Source organism: Sinorhizobium mexicanum (genome assembly GCF_013488225.1).
Taxonomy (GTDB): domain Bacteria; phylum Pseudomonadota; class Alphaproteobacteria; order Rhizobiales; family Rhizobiaceae; genus Sinorhizobium; species Sinorhizobium mexicanum.
In genome coordinates this window covers 1587638-1604958 of record NZ_CP041241.1, presented here as the reverse complement: position 1 = coordinate 1604958, position 17321 = coordinate 1587638, and the positions used below count along the sequence as shown (strand labels likewise).

The following is a 17321-nucleotide window of genomic DNA, read 5'->3' as shown; positions in this document are numbered from 1 at the left end:
CCGCCACGTCACGCCAGTGCTGCGCGCAGATCGTGCGAAAAGTCGCGTATCTCGCTCAAATCCAGCTCGGACTCCACATGCTCCAGATGATGCGACATGAGATGTACGGCCTTCTTGGCTTCTTTCGCCGAAATCGCCTTGACGATGTCGGCGTGCTCGTCCGGGCCGCAATTGAAGCGCGTGGTGTTCCGGTAAACGGCGGTAATCAACGAACTGCGAGCGATGAGGTCGCGCATTGTCGTAAACAGGAAATCCGATCCGGTCAGTTCGGCCAGCAAAAGATGGAAGCCGCCGGAAAGCTTGATGATATCCGTGGTGCTATCTTCGGCATTGGCGATCCGCTCTTTCTTGACATGATCGCGAAGCCGTTTCACGCCATCCTTCGACATCGAAGTGCAGAGACGCTCCACAACGCATCGTTCCACCGCCTGGCGAACGAAAAACACATCGCGAGCCTCTTCCACGGATGGCTTGCAAACAAAAGCACCGCGATTGGGGATGATCGTTACAAGGCCGTCACGTGCGAGAACGGTCAGTGCCTGACGGATGCGTGCGCGACTAACGTGAAAAATCGAGGCCAGTTGTTCTTCTTTGAGCTGCACGCCAGGACGCAATCGCCGTTCGGCGATGGAAAGCCATACCCTTTCTACTATCTGCTCGACCGACATCGCGGCTTGTTCGCTCATACCTGTTCTCCTTGCTGAAGAAGACAATCGCGAAGCGCGTGAAAAAGTCAACTCGCGGATTCAATTGGCTTGCAATATTGTAGATAATATGAAAGATTATTGTAGATGATAAGATCGACATTTTGGGACTGCGATGGAATTCGATTTTGAAGAGATTGAGCCGCAAAGCCGCTACAGGCTGCTGACGAATTTCATCGGCCCCCGCCCGATCGCGCTCGTGACGACACGCTCCGAACGCGGGCACAGCAATGCTGCGCCCATGAGCTTTTTCAACGTGTTTTCACACGATCCGGCCATCGTCGGCCTGGGTATCCAGCCGCGTCTTACCGGCGAGCCGAAGGACACGATGGTCAATATTCGCCGTACCGGCGAATTTGCCATCAGCATGGTCGACATGGAGTTGTCGCAACAGATGCTGATCTGCGGGCTCGGCTTTGACAGCGAGGTGGACGAACTGGAAGTGGCCGGGTTGAAGGCCGTCCAGTGCCGGAAGATCGATGTCGCCTATGCCGAAGAGGCGCCTTGCATCTTCGAATGCCGCGTCGAGCGCCTGATCGACTATCCGCGCCGCACGCTGGTGCTGGGCGAGGTGGTGCACATGCATGTGCGCCGCGATTGCCTCGATGCCGGAGGGCGTTATGTGGACCCGGAACGCTATCAGCCCATCGCCCGGCTTCATGCCGACAATTATATTACGTCTGACCGCCAATTCGTTCTCAAGGCTCCGCCGATCGCCGATGTCGTAACGCCGAAGAAATAGCTGAACGACAGGCAACCGAGAGTTTCACCATGCACATCCATCTCATCAATCCCAATTCCACGGCCTCCATGACCGCGCAAGCACTGGAAAGCGCCTTGTCCGTCAAGCACACCGACACACGCGTGTCGGCCTCCAATCCGGCCGATACGCCGGTCAGCATAGAGGGTGGCGCCGATGAAGCCATGTCGGTGCCGGCAATGCTGGCAAAAATACGCGAGGGGGAGGTGCAGGGCGTCGACGCCTATATTATAGCCTGTTTCGACGACCCCGGACTGCACGCAGCGCGCGAAGTCGCCAAAGGCCCCGTAATCGGCATTTGCCAGGCCGCGGTCCAGGTAGCTATGACGATCAGCCGTCGGTTCTCCGTTATAACGACCCTTCCACGTTCGGTTCCGATCATTGAGGATCTGGTAAGTGATTATGGTGCGGTGCGCCATTGCCGGAGGGTACGTGCTATCGATCTTCCGGTGCTTGCTCTCGAGGAAGATCCGAAAAGAGCCGAGTGGCTGTTAATCAAGGAAATCGAGGCCGCTAAGGCAGAAGATGGTGCCGAAGCGATTGTACTTGGTTGTGCGGGAATGTCATCGTTGTGCGACCGCCTCAAGGAGGCGACAGGAGTGCCGGTAATCGACGGAGTGAGTGCTGCGGTCAAGATGGCGGAAGCACTGGTTGGCGCAGGGTTTACTACTTCAAAAGTTAACACTTACGACTATCCGCGGATCAAAACCGCGATGAGTCACAGGGTTTGTGCTTAGAGAGCAATCCGCGTTCTTGTTGACAATGATGTAGCCGTTAAGCTGCTCCATGGTTGCCATAAGGTGAGATCCATGCTCCCGAACATGTCTGACGCGTGTCACGCTAGGCTGCCGTGGTACGGCATTAGGGGTGCTGCGCTCCGTTCGCCTTCACATAGATCGAGTAAAGCGACTGGGTGGCGGTGATGAAGAGGCGGTTCTTCTTCGGACCGCCGAAGGTGAGGTTTGACACCGTCTGTGGCACAAGGATCTTGCCAAGCAGCTTGCCATCCGGTGCAAAGCAATGGACCCCGTCACCGGCGCTGCACCACAGGTTTCCGGCAACGTCGAAGCGGAAGCCATCTGGATTGCCGTTGTCAATGGAGCAGAAATAGCTGCCGTTTCCCAGTGTGCCGTCTTCGGCCACATCAAAAACGCGGATATGGCTCGGGACCTCATGCTGGGCCGAGCCCGAGTCGGCGACAAAGAGCCGCTTTTCATTCGGGGAGAAGGCGAGGCCGTTCGGCTGAATGAAATCGGTGACCACCGCAAGGATTGCGCCCGACACGGGATCGATGCGATACACATTACGCGTCCCTTGTTCAGACTCTGTTTTGTGGCCTTCATAGTCCGAGATGATGCCGTAGGTCGGGTCGGTGAACCAGATCGAGCCGTCGGAGCGCACTACAACGTCATTTGGTGAGTTCAGCCGCTTGCCCTGGTAGCTGTCGGCGAGCACGGTAATGCGGCCGTCATACTCGGTGCGGGTCACGCGCCGGCCGCCGTGTTCGCACGAGATCAGCCGCCCCTGGAGGTCGCGGGTATTGCCGTTCACATAATTCGAGGGTGAGCGGAAGACCGAGGCGCCGCCGTCCGGCGACCAGCGCATCATGCGTTCGTTCGGAATATCGCTCCAGATCAGGACGTTGAGGTCGGAAAACCAGACCGGCCCTTCCGCCCACCGGCAGCCGCGATAGAGCTCTTCGAGTGCGGCGCTGCCAACGATCAGGGCACCGAATCGTTCGTCGCGAATCTCATAAAGCGGGCTTTCGGCCATAGCGCTGTTCCTCCCACGTTCTGCTGCCATTTCGTAGCGTCAAATCGCACAGGGTGCTACCGGCCCGGCACACAACAATTGTCTTAGAGGAGTATCAATCTGATTGCCGACACTCAAGCAAGCGCGTGCTCGCCGCGCCTGCTCGATCGTTTAAGCCGCGGAACCGCGCGAGAGCCGCCCTATGTAATGATCGCATCAGTGAAGCGTTACCGTCGAAAGAGACTGCGGAGTGATCGACATTGTGCAATGACTATGAACAACACATCCGGTATGCCGAATACTGCAAGACAATGCAGGACTTGGCGCTCGGCATACCCGCACATCAGGGCGAGGCTGACCTGCCGCAAGCCGATGACATCAGGATCGGTGACCTCGGTCCGGTAATGCGGGCGAGCGGCAATGTAATAGAACTCACCCAGATGCGGTTCGGCTTTCAACCCAAAGGCCGTGGTGGTCCGGTCTTCAATTTCCGCTCCGAGGGGCGGGACTTTTCCGATAGCAGGCGTTGCCTGATCCCGGCGAGCGCCTTTTTCGAGTTCACCGGCAAGAAATATCCCAAAGCCAAACATCGTTTCACGCTCGCGGATTACCCGATCATGGCGATTGCCGGCCTGTGGCGCGACGGCGAGGCAAACCAGCCGCCCGCTTTCACGATGCTGACGACCGCGCCGGGGCCGGACGTGGCGCCGATCCATGACCGGCAGGTCGTCGTTGTTCCACCTCAGCGATGGGCAGACTGGATCTATCTTTCAAGACCTGAGGGTGAATTGCTGGCACCTTCTCCGGCTGGCATTCTTCGCGTCGAAAAGGTCCGGGCCGGCAGCGATTGAAACAATGATCTTTTTGACTGCCGGCCCTCCTTGGCGAAGGGCAAAGCCGGAGACAGTGCATCTTTTCGACAGAGCGTCAGGCCTGCGACTAAGCTGCCGCCGGCTGCGGCTTGGCCGCCCGGCTGAACTGCGCCAGAGAGCGGACGTCGGCAGCTACCAGGTGCAAAGCGACCGCGACGTCGGTGTCAGGCGTGCGACCTCGATGCTTCGCCAGCACTGCCCGTCCATTCGTGGACAGACGTCATCGGTCCATTTGGGGTTCCGTCCCAAGCGCTCTCGATGGTGTGAAAAACTATCGCCGTCCTCATGGCATTCGAACCAGACAAGTACCGCCTCCCCCTCACGGACGGGAAGCCTCGGAAAGCCATTTACGCTACTCTCGGTGATGAAAACGGCATCAACGCGAGCGCCGGTATCCTGCAAAATCGGCAGCGCATTCTGGATGAAGAACTTGGCGAATTCGTCCTCTGTTCTGAGGGCGAGCGAGCAGATATTCACGACGATGAGACCTCCAGTATTGAGCTCCTCGCCTTTCCTCGGCAGATTGTGACTGAACGGTTGCACGCCGCGAACGGGTTTCAGGAGCAACACGTTATCCGAGTTGAGCATCGTGTCGTTGGCTGCCGGTCCATGTTCCTTCCAGATCGCGCTCGTATAGAAGGACTTGAGCGCTTCCGTTCGGGCTTCCATGTCCGCAAAGGACCGAACCCAGACGAAGGCATCGGGATCTTCGAGGTCGCGGAACTCGCCGACGATGCGCACACCCAGCGCTTCCTGTGGTTCAACGAATTCGCTGTCAAACAGTCGGATTAGAGGTTCCCTGCCGCCTGGACGGAGGCGGTAGCGGCGGAGTTCGAAAACGGTATGCGGTTCCATGATACCTCCAAACAGGTCGATTGTCCTGTTTTAATAACAGGATGATTGACCTGTTTTGTCAAGGCGCTATTGTTGCTCGAGTTTGTAGGGTGGCGACCGTGATCGGAAACAGAAGAACCAATGACCCCCAGGCAGTGCGTCGCAGGATTGTCGATGCAGCCTATGATGCCTTTGTTGCTCAGGGCTATCTCGCAACGGGAATGATGGAATTGCGTGAAAAGGCCTCGGTATCTGGCGGGGCCATGGCGCATCATTTTCCCGCAAAGCGAGAACTCGGATTGGCGGTTATCCGCGATCGGGTGGCCGACGCCGTTCGGCAGACCTGGATCGAGCCGCTTCAAGCCTGCGCGGACGCGCCAACGGCCATCGATCTCATCTTTGAAAACATCATCGGCGACCTGTCGCGTAAAGGCTCGGTCTCCGGCTGCCCCCTCAATAACATGGCGATGGAGGTTTCGCCGCATGATGAAGAGATGCGCGAGGCGCTCAGCGGTGTTTTCACCGACTGGCACGAGGCGCTGTCGGCAAAGTTTCAGGCGGATGTCGACTTGAAACGCGCTCTCGGCATAGATCCGGGCAGTCTTGCGACGCTGGTAGTCGCCGCCTACTCCGGGGCCATGGCGATTGCAAAAGCCAGCCAAGCGGTTCGCCCGCTCCTCGACTGCCGGCAGGAACTCGCGGTGCTCCTCGCATCGAAATATACCTTGGCGGGATAAGGCGGCTTTCGCTGCAACCACTCGCCGTCACGACGACGTTCTGTGAGGTGGGGCGGCAATGATGATGCGACCCGTTACACTCCCGGTCCGACCCCGAGCACTGATAAGGGGCGCTGGAACGGCACGGGCGCTCAACGAAAGCGAGTGATTAGAAGCTCGGAAAGCGAACCGCCCGATCGGAGAGCGGTCGCCGCGCTCATGCTTGCCACCCGCAGTTCGACGCGCGCGTCCGCCGGCGCCAGAGCAGGGCTTAGTTTGTTGCTCTCTTGATCGGCCCGCTCGCCGCGGCAGCAGGGTAGGTCTGCGGCGATTTTCGATAAGCTTCCTCGCAAAGCGGCGAACAGAACCACGGCCCCTGCGGGGCGGACCGTCTATAGGATGAATAGGGTGCATGCATTTTGCACACCGGGTCAATCCAGGCCGAGTCAGTCGACGGAGCAAGCTCGATCTCATAGAGATCGACTTCCCCGGCAACCGACCGAAGTGCGACCGGGCCAAGATCTCGGACTAGAATGCCCTTGGCGTCGGCCGCCTCGGCAATCGGACGAGTGGCGAGCAGTTGACCCGGGGATGCGAGCGCCGCAACCCGCGCCGCTATGTTGACCGTCGATCCAAAGAGGTCGCCTGCTCGGCGGACGACCGGCCCGTGATTCAGCCCCGTCCGTGTGAGCGGGAGCAGCGGTTGCTTGCGGCATGCCTGCAGCAGCGTGCCGAGTACCTGGATCGCAATTTCGGGCTCGGGAAAAGCGAGCATTGCCTCATCGCCAATCCATTTGATCGGCGATTGATGGCCGCTAAGGTTTTCATGGACCATGCCCTCGAACACCTCGAGAATGTCGACAGCAACGGCGTCCCCATAAACGTCCGCAATCGCGCTAAATCCGGCAAGGTCTATGAAAGCAACTGTGGCCGATGCGTTGGCGGAATTCTGCTTCGGCCTCATATGGCTCTCCACTGCTGCATTGTTTCAGCCTCTCTCCCCTTAACCTAACTCAAGCAAAGGAGGAAAGAACAGCCTTTTGCTGTCCCCCGTCGCACTTGCCCGGTCGCGCGAAGCATAACAATAAACCCTGACTTACCACGTCGTTGCGTGCTGACTCTCGACGCAGTGAAGGCCAATGCCCGACCAAACCAAGGCGGCGAATTCGGAACTGACGGCAGGCGCCAATGACCCCATTCAAAGAATGAATTTGAGATTTATCAAGTCGTCAAAAAGATTGGAGCGAACCTAAACTGCTGACGAAGCGAAGATAAGCGAAAGAACGTTATGAGTGAGGAGAATACCAGCGTAACCGCCGCTGAGTGGGTCATGGCGGTAGAGGCGAGCGCGTTGGCATCGGAGGATGCAATGCGGTTTACCCACAAGGGAAGGTGCATCGCTGTCTATAACTTGTCCGGCGAGTTCTATGCGACTTCCGGAATCTGCACACACGAGCATGCCTTCATGTCCGAAGGATACATCGATGGCGAAACCGTCGAGTGTCCGCTGCATCAGGGGCTGTTCAACATTCGCACGGGTGCCGCGCTTTCGCCGCCCGTCACCAAGAACCTGAAAACCTTCAAGACTAAGATTGAGAACGGTCAGGTCTACGTGTTGGTCGACTAGACGACACGTAGGGGGAGGTCGGTTCGTGCCCGGAGGAAATGGCACGACCGAATGGGACAATATTGTCCAATCATGGGAGGAAATAATGCTGAAATTCACAAGGCGCGCCGCCATCGGTGGCGTGATGAGCGTCGCTGTCTTCGCCGCAACCCAGGGCTGTCTGACCGCCCAGGCCCACGCGGACGGCGTCCATGACGTGCTGAACGGCCTGATCGCGTCCTATTCCGAGCATGCCAAGGAAGGAATGAGCAACAAGAGCGTTGGCGAACTCTTCGAAAAAGATGGTTTCCGCGACTATCTCGACGCCTACCCGGTGGGCGGGCTCGCCGACGGCTTCGTCTGGAAGCCGGGTATGGGAGCCACCTTCACCGGGCCCTATAGCAAGCTCGAGATCAAGGCGCCCTTCACCGACTACATTCCGCTTCCCGAGGGACCGGTGCTCGATCCCAAGAAGACCTACAAGATCGGCTTCGTCTTCCACGGGTTCAATCATCCTTGGCTGATCAGCCTTGCCGATGCCGCCGCATGGGAGGCCGCCCGCCATCCGAATGTCGAGATCGAGGTGATTGACGCCGAATTCGACGACAACAAGATGGGCCAGGTCATCGATACCTGGGTCGCCAAGAAATACGATGGAATTGTGCTCTGGCCGTCGCGTGAAGCGCCGATGGGGCCGCCGGTCGACCGCGCCATCGATGCCGGCATTCCGGTCGTCAGCGTCGACCGCCGGACTTCGTCGGAAAAGATCAGTTCCGAAGTTCTCGGAAACTTCTACGCCAACGGCCTGCAGGAGGGCCTCTATCTCAAAGAGGTACTGAAGGCCGGCAACATCGTACTCAACCGCAAGGACCTCGGCAGCACGGCGGACTCGATCCGGACGGGTGCCTTCCTTGAGGTGATCGGCAATGTCGATGGTTTCAACATCCAGGGCAACTACCATACCAACAGTCAGCGAACGCTGGCATTCCAGTCGACTGCGGATGCCCTTCAGGCCTTCAACGACATCTCCGTCAGCTTCAATACGGGCGGCGAGGAGGCGATGGGCGCTCTCGACGCCATCCGCGAGGCAAAACGGCTGAATTCCGCGCCGGACGGGAAGAAGATCGTCATCCTCGCCAATGACGACGCGAAGGAAGTTCTGAAGGAGATCGCCGACGGCAACATTGACATGGTCTCGCCCTATACGCCGCTGATCGGCGATATCGGCATCCGCGCCGTGATCAAGCATATCGGCGCGAAGGAAGGTCTCAACGACGCTCCGCCCAAGCTGATCATGACACCCAATCTGCCCATGATCACGAAGACCAAGATGGTCATCGAAGGGGTGGAGACGATGACGCCGGACGAATGGCCCTATGCCTACGGACCCGCCGTCAACTGATCGGTGATCTGTCTTCAAGACCGTGGCCCGCAGCCTTCATCGGCTGCGGTGCGACCGCCAGACATTCCGACTGGATCGTTCAATGACCATCATAGAAGAGAAGTCCTCCATCAACGCCGCTGGCGGCTGGGCGCAGATGCGTTTCCTGCCCGAGATCGGCGATCTCAGCCGCATCGTCGTCCTTGGCGTACTGGTCGTCGCAGGCCAGATCCTTTATCCCGGCTTCCTGTCGCCGGAAAATCTGCGCGTGGTGCTCACCGCCGTTGCAGGAATCGGGATCCTCGCTTTCGGGATGACGATGGTCGTCATAACCGGGGAAATCGATCTTTCGGTGGCTGGAGTCGCGGTGCTCTCCATCGTCATCGGCGGCTTGCTGCTGCCCACCGGTTCCCCCGCCTTGATCATTGGCGCCACTTTGCTTTGCGGTCTCTGTCTTGGGATCGTCAACGGGATCTTCGTAGCGAAACTCGGTGTTTCATCCCTGATCTCGACGCTCGCGATGCTGGGGATCGCCAGCGCACTCGCCAATATCTTCTCGGCGGGTCAGGCGACCTACCCGGAGAAGATCGCGGAATATATGTGGTTCGGGCGCGGAGCACTCCTCGGCGTGCCGGTGCCGATCTTCCTTCTCGCTGTCATGGCACTCGCCTGCGTTTTCATGACGAGAAGCTCGACGTTTGGCCGCAAGCTCTACGCTACCGGCGGCAATGCCCGCGCCGCGCTGCTGTCAGGCATCAGGATCGATCGCGTGAAGATCGTGGTCTTCGCATTCTGTGGCCTGTGTGCGGCAATCACCGGGCTCATCGAGAGCGCCAGGCTCGGCTACATCAATCCTGCCGCCTTTCCCGGTCTTGAACTCAAGGTTCTGGCGGTCACCGTTCTTGGCGGCGCGGCGCTTGCAGGCGGCACCGGCTCGGTATTCGGGACGCTCGTCGCGACGCTCATCATCGGCGTCGTCAACAACCTGCTCAACCAGATGGGTGTCAGTTTCTACATGCAGCAGGTCGTCACCGCACTTGTGATCCTTGTCGTCGTCGTGCCCGGCATGCGCAATCGGAGGTTCGTGAAGTGATCATTGCCGAAGCAACGTCTGCGCCGGCCGTTCGGGCGTCCGGACTCGCGCAAATCATCAGAGAGCCGATCCTGTGGCTCGTCCTGTCCATCCTAGTCCTCGGAGCGCTGACGTCGCCGCATTATCTCTCGGCGCTCAACATCCAGAACCTGTTGCGCAATGCTGCGCTCGTCGGACTGCTGGCGACCGGAATGACCATCGTCCTGATCACCGGCCGGATCGACCTGTCGGTCGCCGCGAACATGGTGTTCTCGGTGATCGTCGCTGTCGTAGTCACATCCTGGGTAGGTCGCGAGCTGGGATTACGGTGGATCGTAAAGGGCAATACGTTCGCAGGATCGCCTCTGATTTTCGTCGCCGTCTCCTTGTTGACCGGCACCGCCATCGGCGCGCTCAACGGCGTAGGCGTCGCCTATTTCAAGGTGGCCTCCTTCATCATGACCCTCGTATCGCTGACGGCGCTGCGCGGCTTGAGCTACCTCGCCACCAACGGCGCACCGTTCTATCTCAAGGGCGCGTTCTTCAATTGGCTGAGCGACGAGCTCTGGCTCGGCGTACCCGTCAGCTTCGTGCTTCTCGTGGTCCTGGTCCTGTTCGCGCATGCCTTCCTGTCCAGAACTGTCGCCGGGAATCGGCTGTTCGCGATCGGCGGCAACGAAACCGCGACGCTCTATTCCGGCATTACGACGAACAGATACATTGTGGCGTCATTCGCGTTGAGCGGGCTGTTCGCGGCGGTGGCCGGGTTGGTTTTCACTGCGCGGCTGAAGTCGGTCGAGGCAGCGCTCGCGCAGGGCTATGAACTGACTGCGATTGCGATCGCAGTGCTCGGAGGCGTGGCGCTCGCGGGCGGTACGGGATCGCTTTGGCGCGTCCTGACTGCAGCCGTGGGCTTTTCCGCGGGGCTCAACCTGCTGGCGATTTGGGGCGTGCCGACCTGGTACCAGAACCTCGCAATCGGAGCGGTATTGATCCTGGCGGTAAGCCTGACCCGCCTTAACCACAAAAACTAGTTACAAAAATCGTCTGGCATGGGAGGAAATTTTGGCTAGACATCTCACACTCGGAATCGACATAGGCACCACCAACGTGAAGGCCTGCGTGCTCGACACGCAGACGGGGAAGGTTGTGGCCTTCGGATCGCAGGAGCATCCGCTCTTCCACCCCAAGCCCGGTTGGGCGGAGCAGGAGGCAGACAACTACTGGCAGGCCGTGACTTCGTCCATCCGGCAATGTCTCGAGCAGGGCAATTTTGCCGACCAGATCGCCGGCGTCGCGATTTCGGGGCTCGTCGGCGTCACGCTTCCGGTCAACGACAAGGGCAGGCCACTCCGCCCCGCGATGATCTGGATGGATTCGCGTTCCGAGGAGGAATGTACCGACATCCGCAACACGATTGGCGAGAAGGAAATCAACCGCAACAATGGCAATCGCGTCGCGCCCTGGTTCATTGACCCGAAGGCGCTCTGGATCGCCAAGCATGAACCGCATGTCTTTGCCGCGACCCACAAGTTCCTGTCGCCCGCCGGCTACTGCACCTACCGGATGTGCGGCAACTTCACGATGAACACCGGCGATGCGGGCCTCGCTTATGCCTATGAATACCAGAAGGAGGCCTGGAACCCCGCGGTCGCCAACGCCATCGGCATCCCGATCGAGAAGTTCCCCAGGCTCTACAGGTCGCACGAAATCGTCGGCGAGATCACCAGCAAGGCTGCCGAGGAGACCGGCCTGCGCGCCGGCACCATCGTGGCCGCAGGCGGCACCGACATCAGCTCGGCGGCGCTGGGCGTTGGCGTCACGAAGGCCGGGGAGGCTTTCTACTCGATGGGAACGGGATCAAACCTCGGCATCATGATCCCGACGGAACAGACGGTGGACGAATACCGTATCCTGAAATGGCCGCACGTGCTGCCGGGCCTGACCATGTTCGACGCTCCGATGGCGTTCACGGGAGCCTCTCTCAAGTGGTTCCGGGATCAGTTCGGCGATGGCGAGTTCCGTCTTGCCGAGCGCATGGGCCAGAACGTATTCGATCTTTTCACGGAACAGGCAAAGCACGTACCGGCATGCTCGAACGGACTGCTCTACCTGCCCTATCTCGGCAATTCGCTGGCGCCCAACTGGAACAGCAGGGCGACCGGCGTCTTCTTCGGTGTCCAGCCGACCACGACGCGGGCGACGATGATCCGTGCGCTGATCGAAGGTGTCGCGTTTGATCTCCTCTCCAACTTCCGCATCGCCGAGGCGGCCGGAGCCAAGATCGACACGCTGGTTCTGAACGGCGGACCGACCAAGAGCCGGTTCTGGAACCAGATCACCGCGAACGTGGTCAACCGGCCGCTGAAGGTTCCGGATATCGGAGAGGCGGCCCCGATCGGCGACGCTGTTCTGGCTGCTGTGGCCGCCGGAATATATTCCGACCCCGTCACTCCGCTCGCGGATATCGTGAAGATCAAGGAAACGATCGATCCCGACCCCGTCGCAAACCGTCGCTACGTCGATTTCTTCGAGGAGTGGCGCGCCGTCTATCAGAGCCTGGTTGGCTCAATGGACCGACATCGCAGTCTGCTCGAGAAATATTCGGTGAGCTGAGGATATGGAAAACAGCGCGCCAATTCTCGAACTTCGCAACCTCAGCAAGAGCTTTCCCGGCGTCCGAGCCCTATCGAACGTGTCCTTTGACCTCAAGGCCGGGGAAGTCCACGCGCTCGTCGGTGAAAACGGCGCGGGCAAATCGACGCTGCTGTCCTGCATGAATGGATTGCAGCAGCCGAACGAGGGCGAGATCCTGATCGACGGCCGGCAGGTCACGCTCGCCACCCCTAGCGTCGCAATCGAACACCATCTGGCAATGGTCCACCAGGAGCTCGTCCTCTGTTCGAATCTCACTGTCGCGCAGAATATGTTTCTGGGGCGCGAGCCGCGCGGCGGCCTTGGCACGATCGACCGTGCAACGATGAATCGCAAGGCAAGCAAACTGCTCGAAACCATCGGAGTGCGCATCGACCCGAACCGGAAGGTCGGGACGCTCAGTCTCAACGAGCAGCAGATCGTCGAGATCTGCCGGGCCCTGGCAACCGAACCCAAGGTGATCGTGCTTGACGAGCCGACCGCTTCGCTGAACGACGACCAGGTGGCGCATCTGCTCGGCATCGTCAAAATGCTGAAATCGCGGGGCCTGGGGATCGTCTATGTATCCCATCGCCTCACTGAGGTGCTGGAGATTTCGGACCGCATCACGGTTCTCAGGGACGGCCGGGTCGTGACGGTGCTTCCTGCGGCGGGTTTGACCGAACCGGTACTGGTCTCTCACATGGTCGGCAAGGCCAAGGCCAACGCACACAGCGTCTATCGGCCCCGTCGGCAGGGAGAGGTACTGCTCAAGGTCGACGGCCTCTCCAAGGCGGGGAAGTTCAAGGATGTCTCCTTCGAACTCAGGAAAGGCGAGATATTGGGGGTAGCCGGGCTCCTCGGCTGCAATCGCGAGATCGTCGCCCAGGCCCTGTTTGGCGCGACGGAGACCGATGGCGGCAGGATTGTCATCGGAAACGCGGCAGTGAAGCTGAAAACTCCGCATGACGCGATACGGCTGGGCGTCGCCTATATGCCGGCGGACCGGAAAAACGAAGGCCTCGTTCTGGGCATGAACGTCGCGGACAACGCGTCGATGACCACCCTCCGCTCGGTCGGAAAGTGGGGCGTGCTTCGTCGAGGACAGGTCCGCCGCCTGGCATCGGATCTGGTCCGGCTGCTTTCCATCAAGGTGAGCGGGCTTTCGCAGAAGGCCTCCCAGCTTTCGGGCGGTAATCAGCAAAAGATCGTCATCGGAAAATGGATCGCCAGAAAGAGCGGGATCGTCATCGCCGAGGATCCGACCCGCGGCGTGGACATCGGCGCAAAGGCTGAAATCTGGGATGCCCTGCAGACGTTGGCGGAAGAAGGCAAGGCGCTCATCCTGCTGACGACGGAGCTGCAGGAAATGCTGCATGTCTGCGACCGCATCATCGTTATGAGCCGCGGCCGCATCACCGGGGAGTTCCAACGATCCGAGTTCTCGGCCGAGGCCATTACACAGCGGTTCTTCGCGTAAGCGACGAACCGCGTCGCCCGGGCAGGAACACTCCCTTGGGCCTGCCCGGGCCCTACCGGCAAGTCGCACGGGCTTTTGCAATGACCCTATCGGAACAATGAATTTTTCCCGCCGCAGATCAACCGGTAAAATAAGGTGAATATAACTCCGAGGTAGAGGACATCATGGAAGGAAATTCTTCAGCTAGTTACGCTGGCATCGGTGGCGTTGGAAGTAATATCTGGCCACTGACGGGGCCGGAAGTCGTTTCTCGCGAGAAACTCAAGGAACTGCGCGTACGGACGAATGGACCTGGACTTTATAATCTTGCCGTACATGTTCTGGCCCTAGCGGCGACAGCGTCTCTCATTTATTTAGCGTCAGATAATATTTGGCTGCAGGTGCCCGCGATGCTGCTCTACGGAACGGTCATCGTATTGATGTTTGCCCCGTTGCACGAATGCTCGCATGGCACCGCTTTCCGGTCCCGCTGGCTCAACCATGTCGTCGGATTCGCGATCGGCGCGATCACCATGCGCCCGTTCCTCTACTTCAAGTACCGGCACGCGGCGCACCACACTTATACCCAGCACGACGAACGTGACCCGGATATCGTGCCGTTCCCGACGAGCCTGAGGGAGTATTTCTCGATGATTGTCGGCGCGTCGTTCTGGCCGAAGCTTGTCGGCACGCTCGTCCGCGGCTCCACGGGCAATTACAACGAAGAAGAAAGGACGTTCCTGCCCGCATCGGTGCGGGGGCAGGTGTCCCTCGAAATCCGATTGCTGGTCCTGCTCTACGTGGTCACCGCCGCCGCCTCGGTCTATTTCGCGAGCCCGATCGCTCTCATCTACTGGTTTCTTCCTCGGGTTATCGGGGAGCCGGTTCTGCGTGCGATCCGCATGGCGGAGCATACCGGTGCGGACGAGAGCCCAGATCTTCTCGCCAATACGAGAACGACTTTGGTCAATCCCATTATCCGGCAGCTGTACTGGAACATGCCTTTCCATGCCGAGCATCATCTTGCATCCTCCGTGCCGTTCCATGCACTGGGCAAGCTGCATGACCATGTCGAGCCGCACCTGAAGCACGTCAGCAAGGGCTATATCCAGGTCCACCGGGAGATCCTCGGCGAGGTGCTGCGTCTCCAACGCGAAGCGCGGCGGGCGGCATGACAGGATCAAATCTTCCTGTCGTGATCGTCGGCGCCGGACATGCCGGCGGCAGATGTGCCGAACGACTGAGGCATTTCGGCTGGCAGGGCAAAATCATTCTCGTCGGAGACGAGCCCTGCCTTCCCTATGAACGCCCGCCGCTTTCCAAAGCGGTGCTGGTCGAAGAGGTCGAGCCTTCACCCTCCTTCGTGATCGATCCCGAAATGCTGGCGGCGCTCGACATCGAGCATGTGGCGGGCCAGGTCGTCCGGTCCATTGATCTGCGCAACAGGACAGTGCGTCTCGCTGACGAAAGGCACCTCGGCTATTGCAAGCTCGTTCTCGCGACGGGGCTGACCCCGCGCCGGCTGCCCATGCTGGATGTGCTTGGTTCGCGGGTCTGCTACCTCCACAAACTCGAGGAGGCGCGGACGCTCAGAAGCGCCATCAGGCCAGGTGCCAAGCTGCTGATCGTGGGAGCCGGCTTCATCGGTCTGGAAGTGGCCGCGAGTGCCCGCAAACTGGGCGCCGAGGTGACCGTCATTGAAACTGCGCCGCGACCGCTCGGACGTGTTCTGCCGGCGCGCATGGCCGATCTGGTAACGGAGCGCCATACGAACGCCGGCGTCAAAATACTCTGTAATGAGGCCATGGACGAAATCGTCCAGACGCCGGAGCGGATCTCCATAACGTTGCGCAGCGGCGAGACGATCCACCCTGATCTGGTTCTTGTCGGTATCGGCGGCTTGCCGAATGACCAACTCGCCCGGTCAGCGGGATTGCAGGTGGACAACGGTATCGAAGTCGATGATCGTTGCCGCACAAGCGACCCGGACGTCTATGCGATCGGCGATGCCGCCTCGCACCGGAATCCCCACTACGGCGGCCGCTGGCGGCTCGAATCCTGGATGAATGCCGAGGAAATGGCGTCGAACGCGGCGAGAGCGATATGCGATCAGCCGCGGAACGGGGCCTCCGTGCCGTATTTCTGGACCGACCAGTTCGACCGCCGATATCAGATCGCCGGGCTGCTGGAGCCGCAAGCGGAAATCTACGAGCAGGGCGTCGCCGGCGAAAGCGGCTATCTCGCCTGTTTCGTGGTGGGCGGAAAGCTGAGAGGGCTATTCGGTATCGATGCCGGCAAAGCCTTTCGAAAGGCGCAGAACCTGTTCCGTGGCGGCGCCGTAGCGACCCGCGACGAATTGCGCGCCGCCGGATTCCTGGCTGCCCGTGAAACTGCCGATGCATGAGGTGAACCGATGATCAATTCGCAAGCGGCGATCTGCGTGGCGCCCAACGAACCGCTCGAAGTCGATACGGTGACCGTCGATGGCCCCCAAGCGGGAGAGGTACTCGTCGAGATCGTGTCGAGCGGGCTCTGCCACACGGACTTGACTGCCCTTGAGGGAATCAATACGAGCAGTGTTTATCCGCTGATACCGGGCCATGAAGGTGCAGGCCGCGTGGTGGAAGTCGGTAAGGGCGTGACGAGCCTCGCGCCCGGCGATCACGTCATCCCGCTCTACGGCCCCGAATGCGGCGAATGCAGCATGTGCCGTTCGAAGCGAACCAATCTCTGCTGGACCATCAAGCCGACGCGGGACCGTGGCGTCATGCCGAACGGGTCGCCTCGCTTCCGGCGCGGACGGGAACCCGTCCATCACTTCATGGGGACGTCTACGTTTTCGCGCTATACGGTTGTGCCTGAAATCGCGCTGGCGAAGATACGCAAGGATGCGCCGCTCGACAAAGTCTGTCTGTTCGGCTGCGGCGTGACGACCGGAGTCGGCGCCGCGCTCGCACATGTGCGCGAAGGCGATGCTGTCGCAGTGTTCGGACTCGGCGGCATCGGTGTAAACATCATACAGGGCGCAAGGATCGCGGGTGCCTCGCGGATCATCGGCATCGATATCAGCCGGAGCAAGACCGAGCTCGCAAAGATCTACGGGATGACCGACTTCATCGTCCCCGGGGAGGACGCGCCCGATCCGGTCGCCGCAATCAGGGACCTGACTTCAGGTGGTGTCGATGTCGCGTTCGAATGCACCGGCGTGCTTAAGGTCATGCGGCAGTCTCTGGATTGCTGCAAGCCGGCCTGGGGCACCAGTGTGTTGCTCGGTGTCGAGCCGGCGGGTGCCGAATTGTCGTTTCCTCCCGTACAGGTGCGGTACGGAAAGTCTATCCTCGGCAGCTATTTCGGCGGGATAAGGGGACGAAGCGAACTGCCCGCACTCATCGATCGCTTCATGCAAGGCGAAATCGACATCGACAGGCAGATTACTCACCGCTTGACCCTTCGGCAGATCAATGAAGGCTTCGACCTGATGCGAAACGGCGTCTCGGTGCGAAGCGTCGTGATGTTCGAGTAAGGCGCCTG

17 protein-coding genes are annotated in these 17321 nt (G+C 59.8%); 13 read left to right on the top strand and 4 right to left on the bottom strand.

What is annotated here, in order from left to right; all coding sequences use genetic code 11:
• Positions 1-8: 8 nt before the first annotated feature.
• Positions 9-686, bottom strand: coding sequence for a GntR family transcriptional regulator (locus tag FKV68_RS31515; RefSeq protein ID WP_180942820.1), 678 nt, complete (start codon positions 684-686; stop codon positions 9-11).
• Between the two features lie 133 nt (positions 687-819).
• On the opposite strand from FKV68_RS31515, the gene FKV68_RS31510 reads away from it, so the two are divergent.
• On the top strand, positions 820-1446 hold the full coding sequence (locus FKV68_RS31510) for a flavin reductase family protein (protein ID WP_180942819.1): 627 nt from the start codon (positions 820-822) through the stop codon (positions 1444-1446).
• Between the two features lie 29 nt (positions 1447-1475).
• On the top strand, positions 1476-2201 hold the full coding sequence (locus tag FKV68_RS31505; protein WP_180942818.1) for an aspartate/glutamate racemase family protein: 726 nt from the start codon (positions 1476-1478) through the stop codon (positions 2199-2201).
• A gap of 124 nt (positions 2202-2325) precedes the next feature.
• Here FKV68_RS31505 and FKV68_RS31500 read toward each other — a convergent pair whose 3' ends face one another.
• Positions 2326-3237 (bottom strand): SMP-30/gluconolactonase/LRE family protein, encoded by a 912-nt coding sequence (locus FKV68_RS31500; RefSeq protein WP_180942817.1) that lies wholly within the window; start codon positions 3235-3237, stop codon positions 2326-2328.
• A 239-nt stretch (positions 3238-3476) separates the two neighbouring features.
• On the opposite strand from FKV68_RS31500, the gene FKV68_RS31495 reads away from it, so the two are divergent.
• Entirely contained in the window at positions 3477-4067 is a 591-nt protein-coding gene (locus FKV68_RS31495) for an SOS response-associated peptidase (RefSeq protein WP_180942816.1), read from the top strand.
• Positions 4068-4220: 153 nt separating this feature from the next.
• Here the strand turns inward: FKV68_RS31495 and FKV68_RS31490 are convergent, their stop codons facing one another.
• Positions 4221-4943 (bottom strand): NIPSNAP family protein, encoded by a 723-nt coding sequence (locus tag FKV68_RS31490; RefSeq protein WP_180942815.1) that lies wholly within the window; start codon positions 4941-4943, stop codon positions 4221-4223.
• A 41-nt stretch (positions 4944-4984) separates the two neighbouring features.
• Here FKV68_RS31490 and FKV68_RS31485 point away from each other — a divergent pair, with 41 nt between their 5' ends.
• On the top strand, positions 4985-5659 hold the full coding sequence (locus FKV68_RS31485) for a TetR/AcrR family transcriptional regulator (RefSeq protein ID WP_245181806.1): 675 nt from the start codon (positions 4985-4987) through the stop codon (positions 5657-5659).
• 250 nt (positions 5660-5909) lie between these two features.
• Here the strand turns inward: FKV68_RS31485 and FKV68_RS31480 are convergent, their stop codons facing one another.
• A complete protein-coding gene (locus FKV68_RS31480; protein ID WP_180942814.1) occupies positions 5910-6602 on the bottom strand; it encodes an adenylate/guanylate cyclase domain-containing protein in 693 nt (230 codons plus the stop codon).
• A gap of 324 nt (positions 6603-6926) precedes the next feature.
• On the opposite strand from FKV68_RS31480, the gene FKV68_RS31475 reads away from it, so the two are divergent.
• From FKV68_RS31475 to FKV68_RS31435, 9 genes are all read left to right on the top strand, one after another.
• The gene (locus FKV68_RS31475) at positions 6927-7265 is read left to right on the top strand and encodes a non-heme iron oxygenase ferredoxin subunit (RefSeq protein WP_180942813.1); all 339 of its coding nucleotides are present in this window, start codon (positions 6927-6929) and stop codon (positions 7263-7265) included.
• Between the two features lie 85 nt (positions 7266-7350).
• Positions 7351-8646 carry a sugar ABC transporter substrate-binding protein gene (locus FKV68_RS31470; RefSeq protein ID WP_180942812.1) on the top strand — a complete coding sequence of 432 codons (1296 nt, stop codon included), beginning with the start codon at positions 7351-7353 and terminating at the stop codon, positions 8644-8646.
• Positions 8647-8728: 82 nt separating this feature from the next.
• Complete coding sequence (locus FKV68_RS31465; protein WP_180942811.1) at positions 8729-9718, top strand: ABC transporter permease; 990 nt, start codon at positions 8729-8731, stop codon at positions 9716-9718.
• Positions 9715-10731, top strand: coding sequence for an ABC transporter permease (locus FKV68_RS31460; protein WP_180942810.1), 1017 nt, complete (start codon positions 9715-9717; stop codon positions 10729-10731). Before FKV68_RS31465 ends, FKV68_RS31460 begins: the two co-directional genes overlap by 4 nt.
• A 31-nt stretch (positions 10732-10762) precedes the next feature.
• Entirely contained in the window at positions 10763-12313 is a 1551-nt protein-coding gene (locus FKV68_RS31455; protein WP_180942809.1) for a xylulokinase, read from the top strand.
• 4 nt (positions 12314-12317) lie between these two features.
• A complete protein-coding gene (locus FKV68_RS31450) occupies positions 12318-13811 on the top strand; it encodes a sugar ABC transporter ATP-binding protein (RefSeq protein WP_180942808.1) in 1494 nt (497 codons plus the stop codon).
• 164 nt (positions 13812-13975) lie between these two features.
• A complete protein-coding gene (locus tag FKV68_RS31445) occupies positions 13976-14965 on the top strand; it encodes a fatty acid desaturase (protein ID WP_180942807.1) in 990 nt (329 codons plus the stop codon).
• Entirely contained in the window at positions 14962-16194 is a 1233-nt protein-coding gene (locus FKV68_RS31440; RefSeq protein ID WP_180942806.1) for an NAD(P)/FAD-dependent oxidoreductase, read from the top strand. Before FKV68_RS31445 ends, FKV68_RS31440 begins: the two co-directional genes overlap by 4 nt.
• A gap of 9 nt (positions 16195-16203) precedes the next feature.
• Positions 16204-17313 carry a zinc-binding dehydrogenase gene (locus FKV68_RS31435; protein WP_180942805.1) on the top strand — a complete coding sequence of 370 codons (1110 nt, stop codon included), beginning with the start codon at positions 16204-16206 and terminating at the stop codon, positions 17311-17313.
• Positions 17314-17321: the final 8 nt, after the last annotated feature.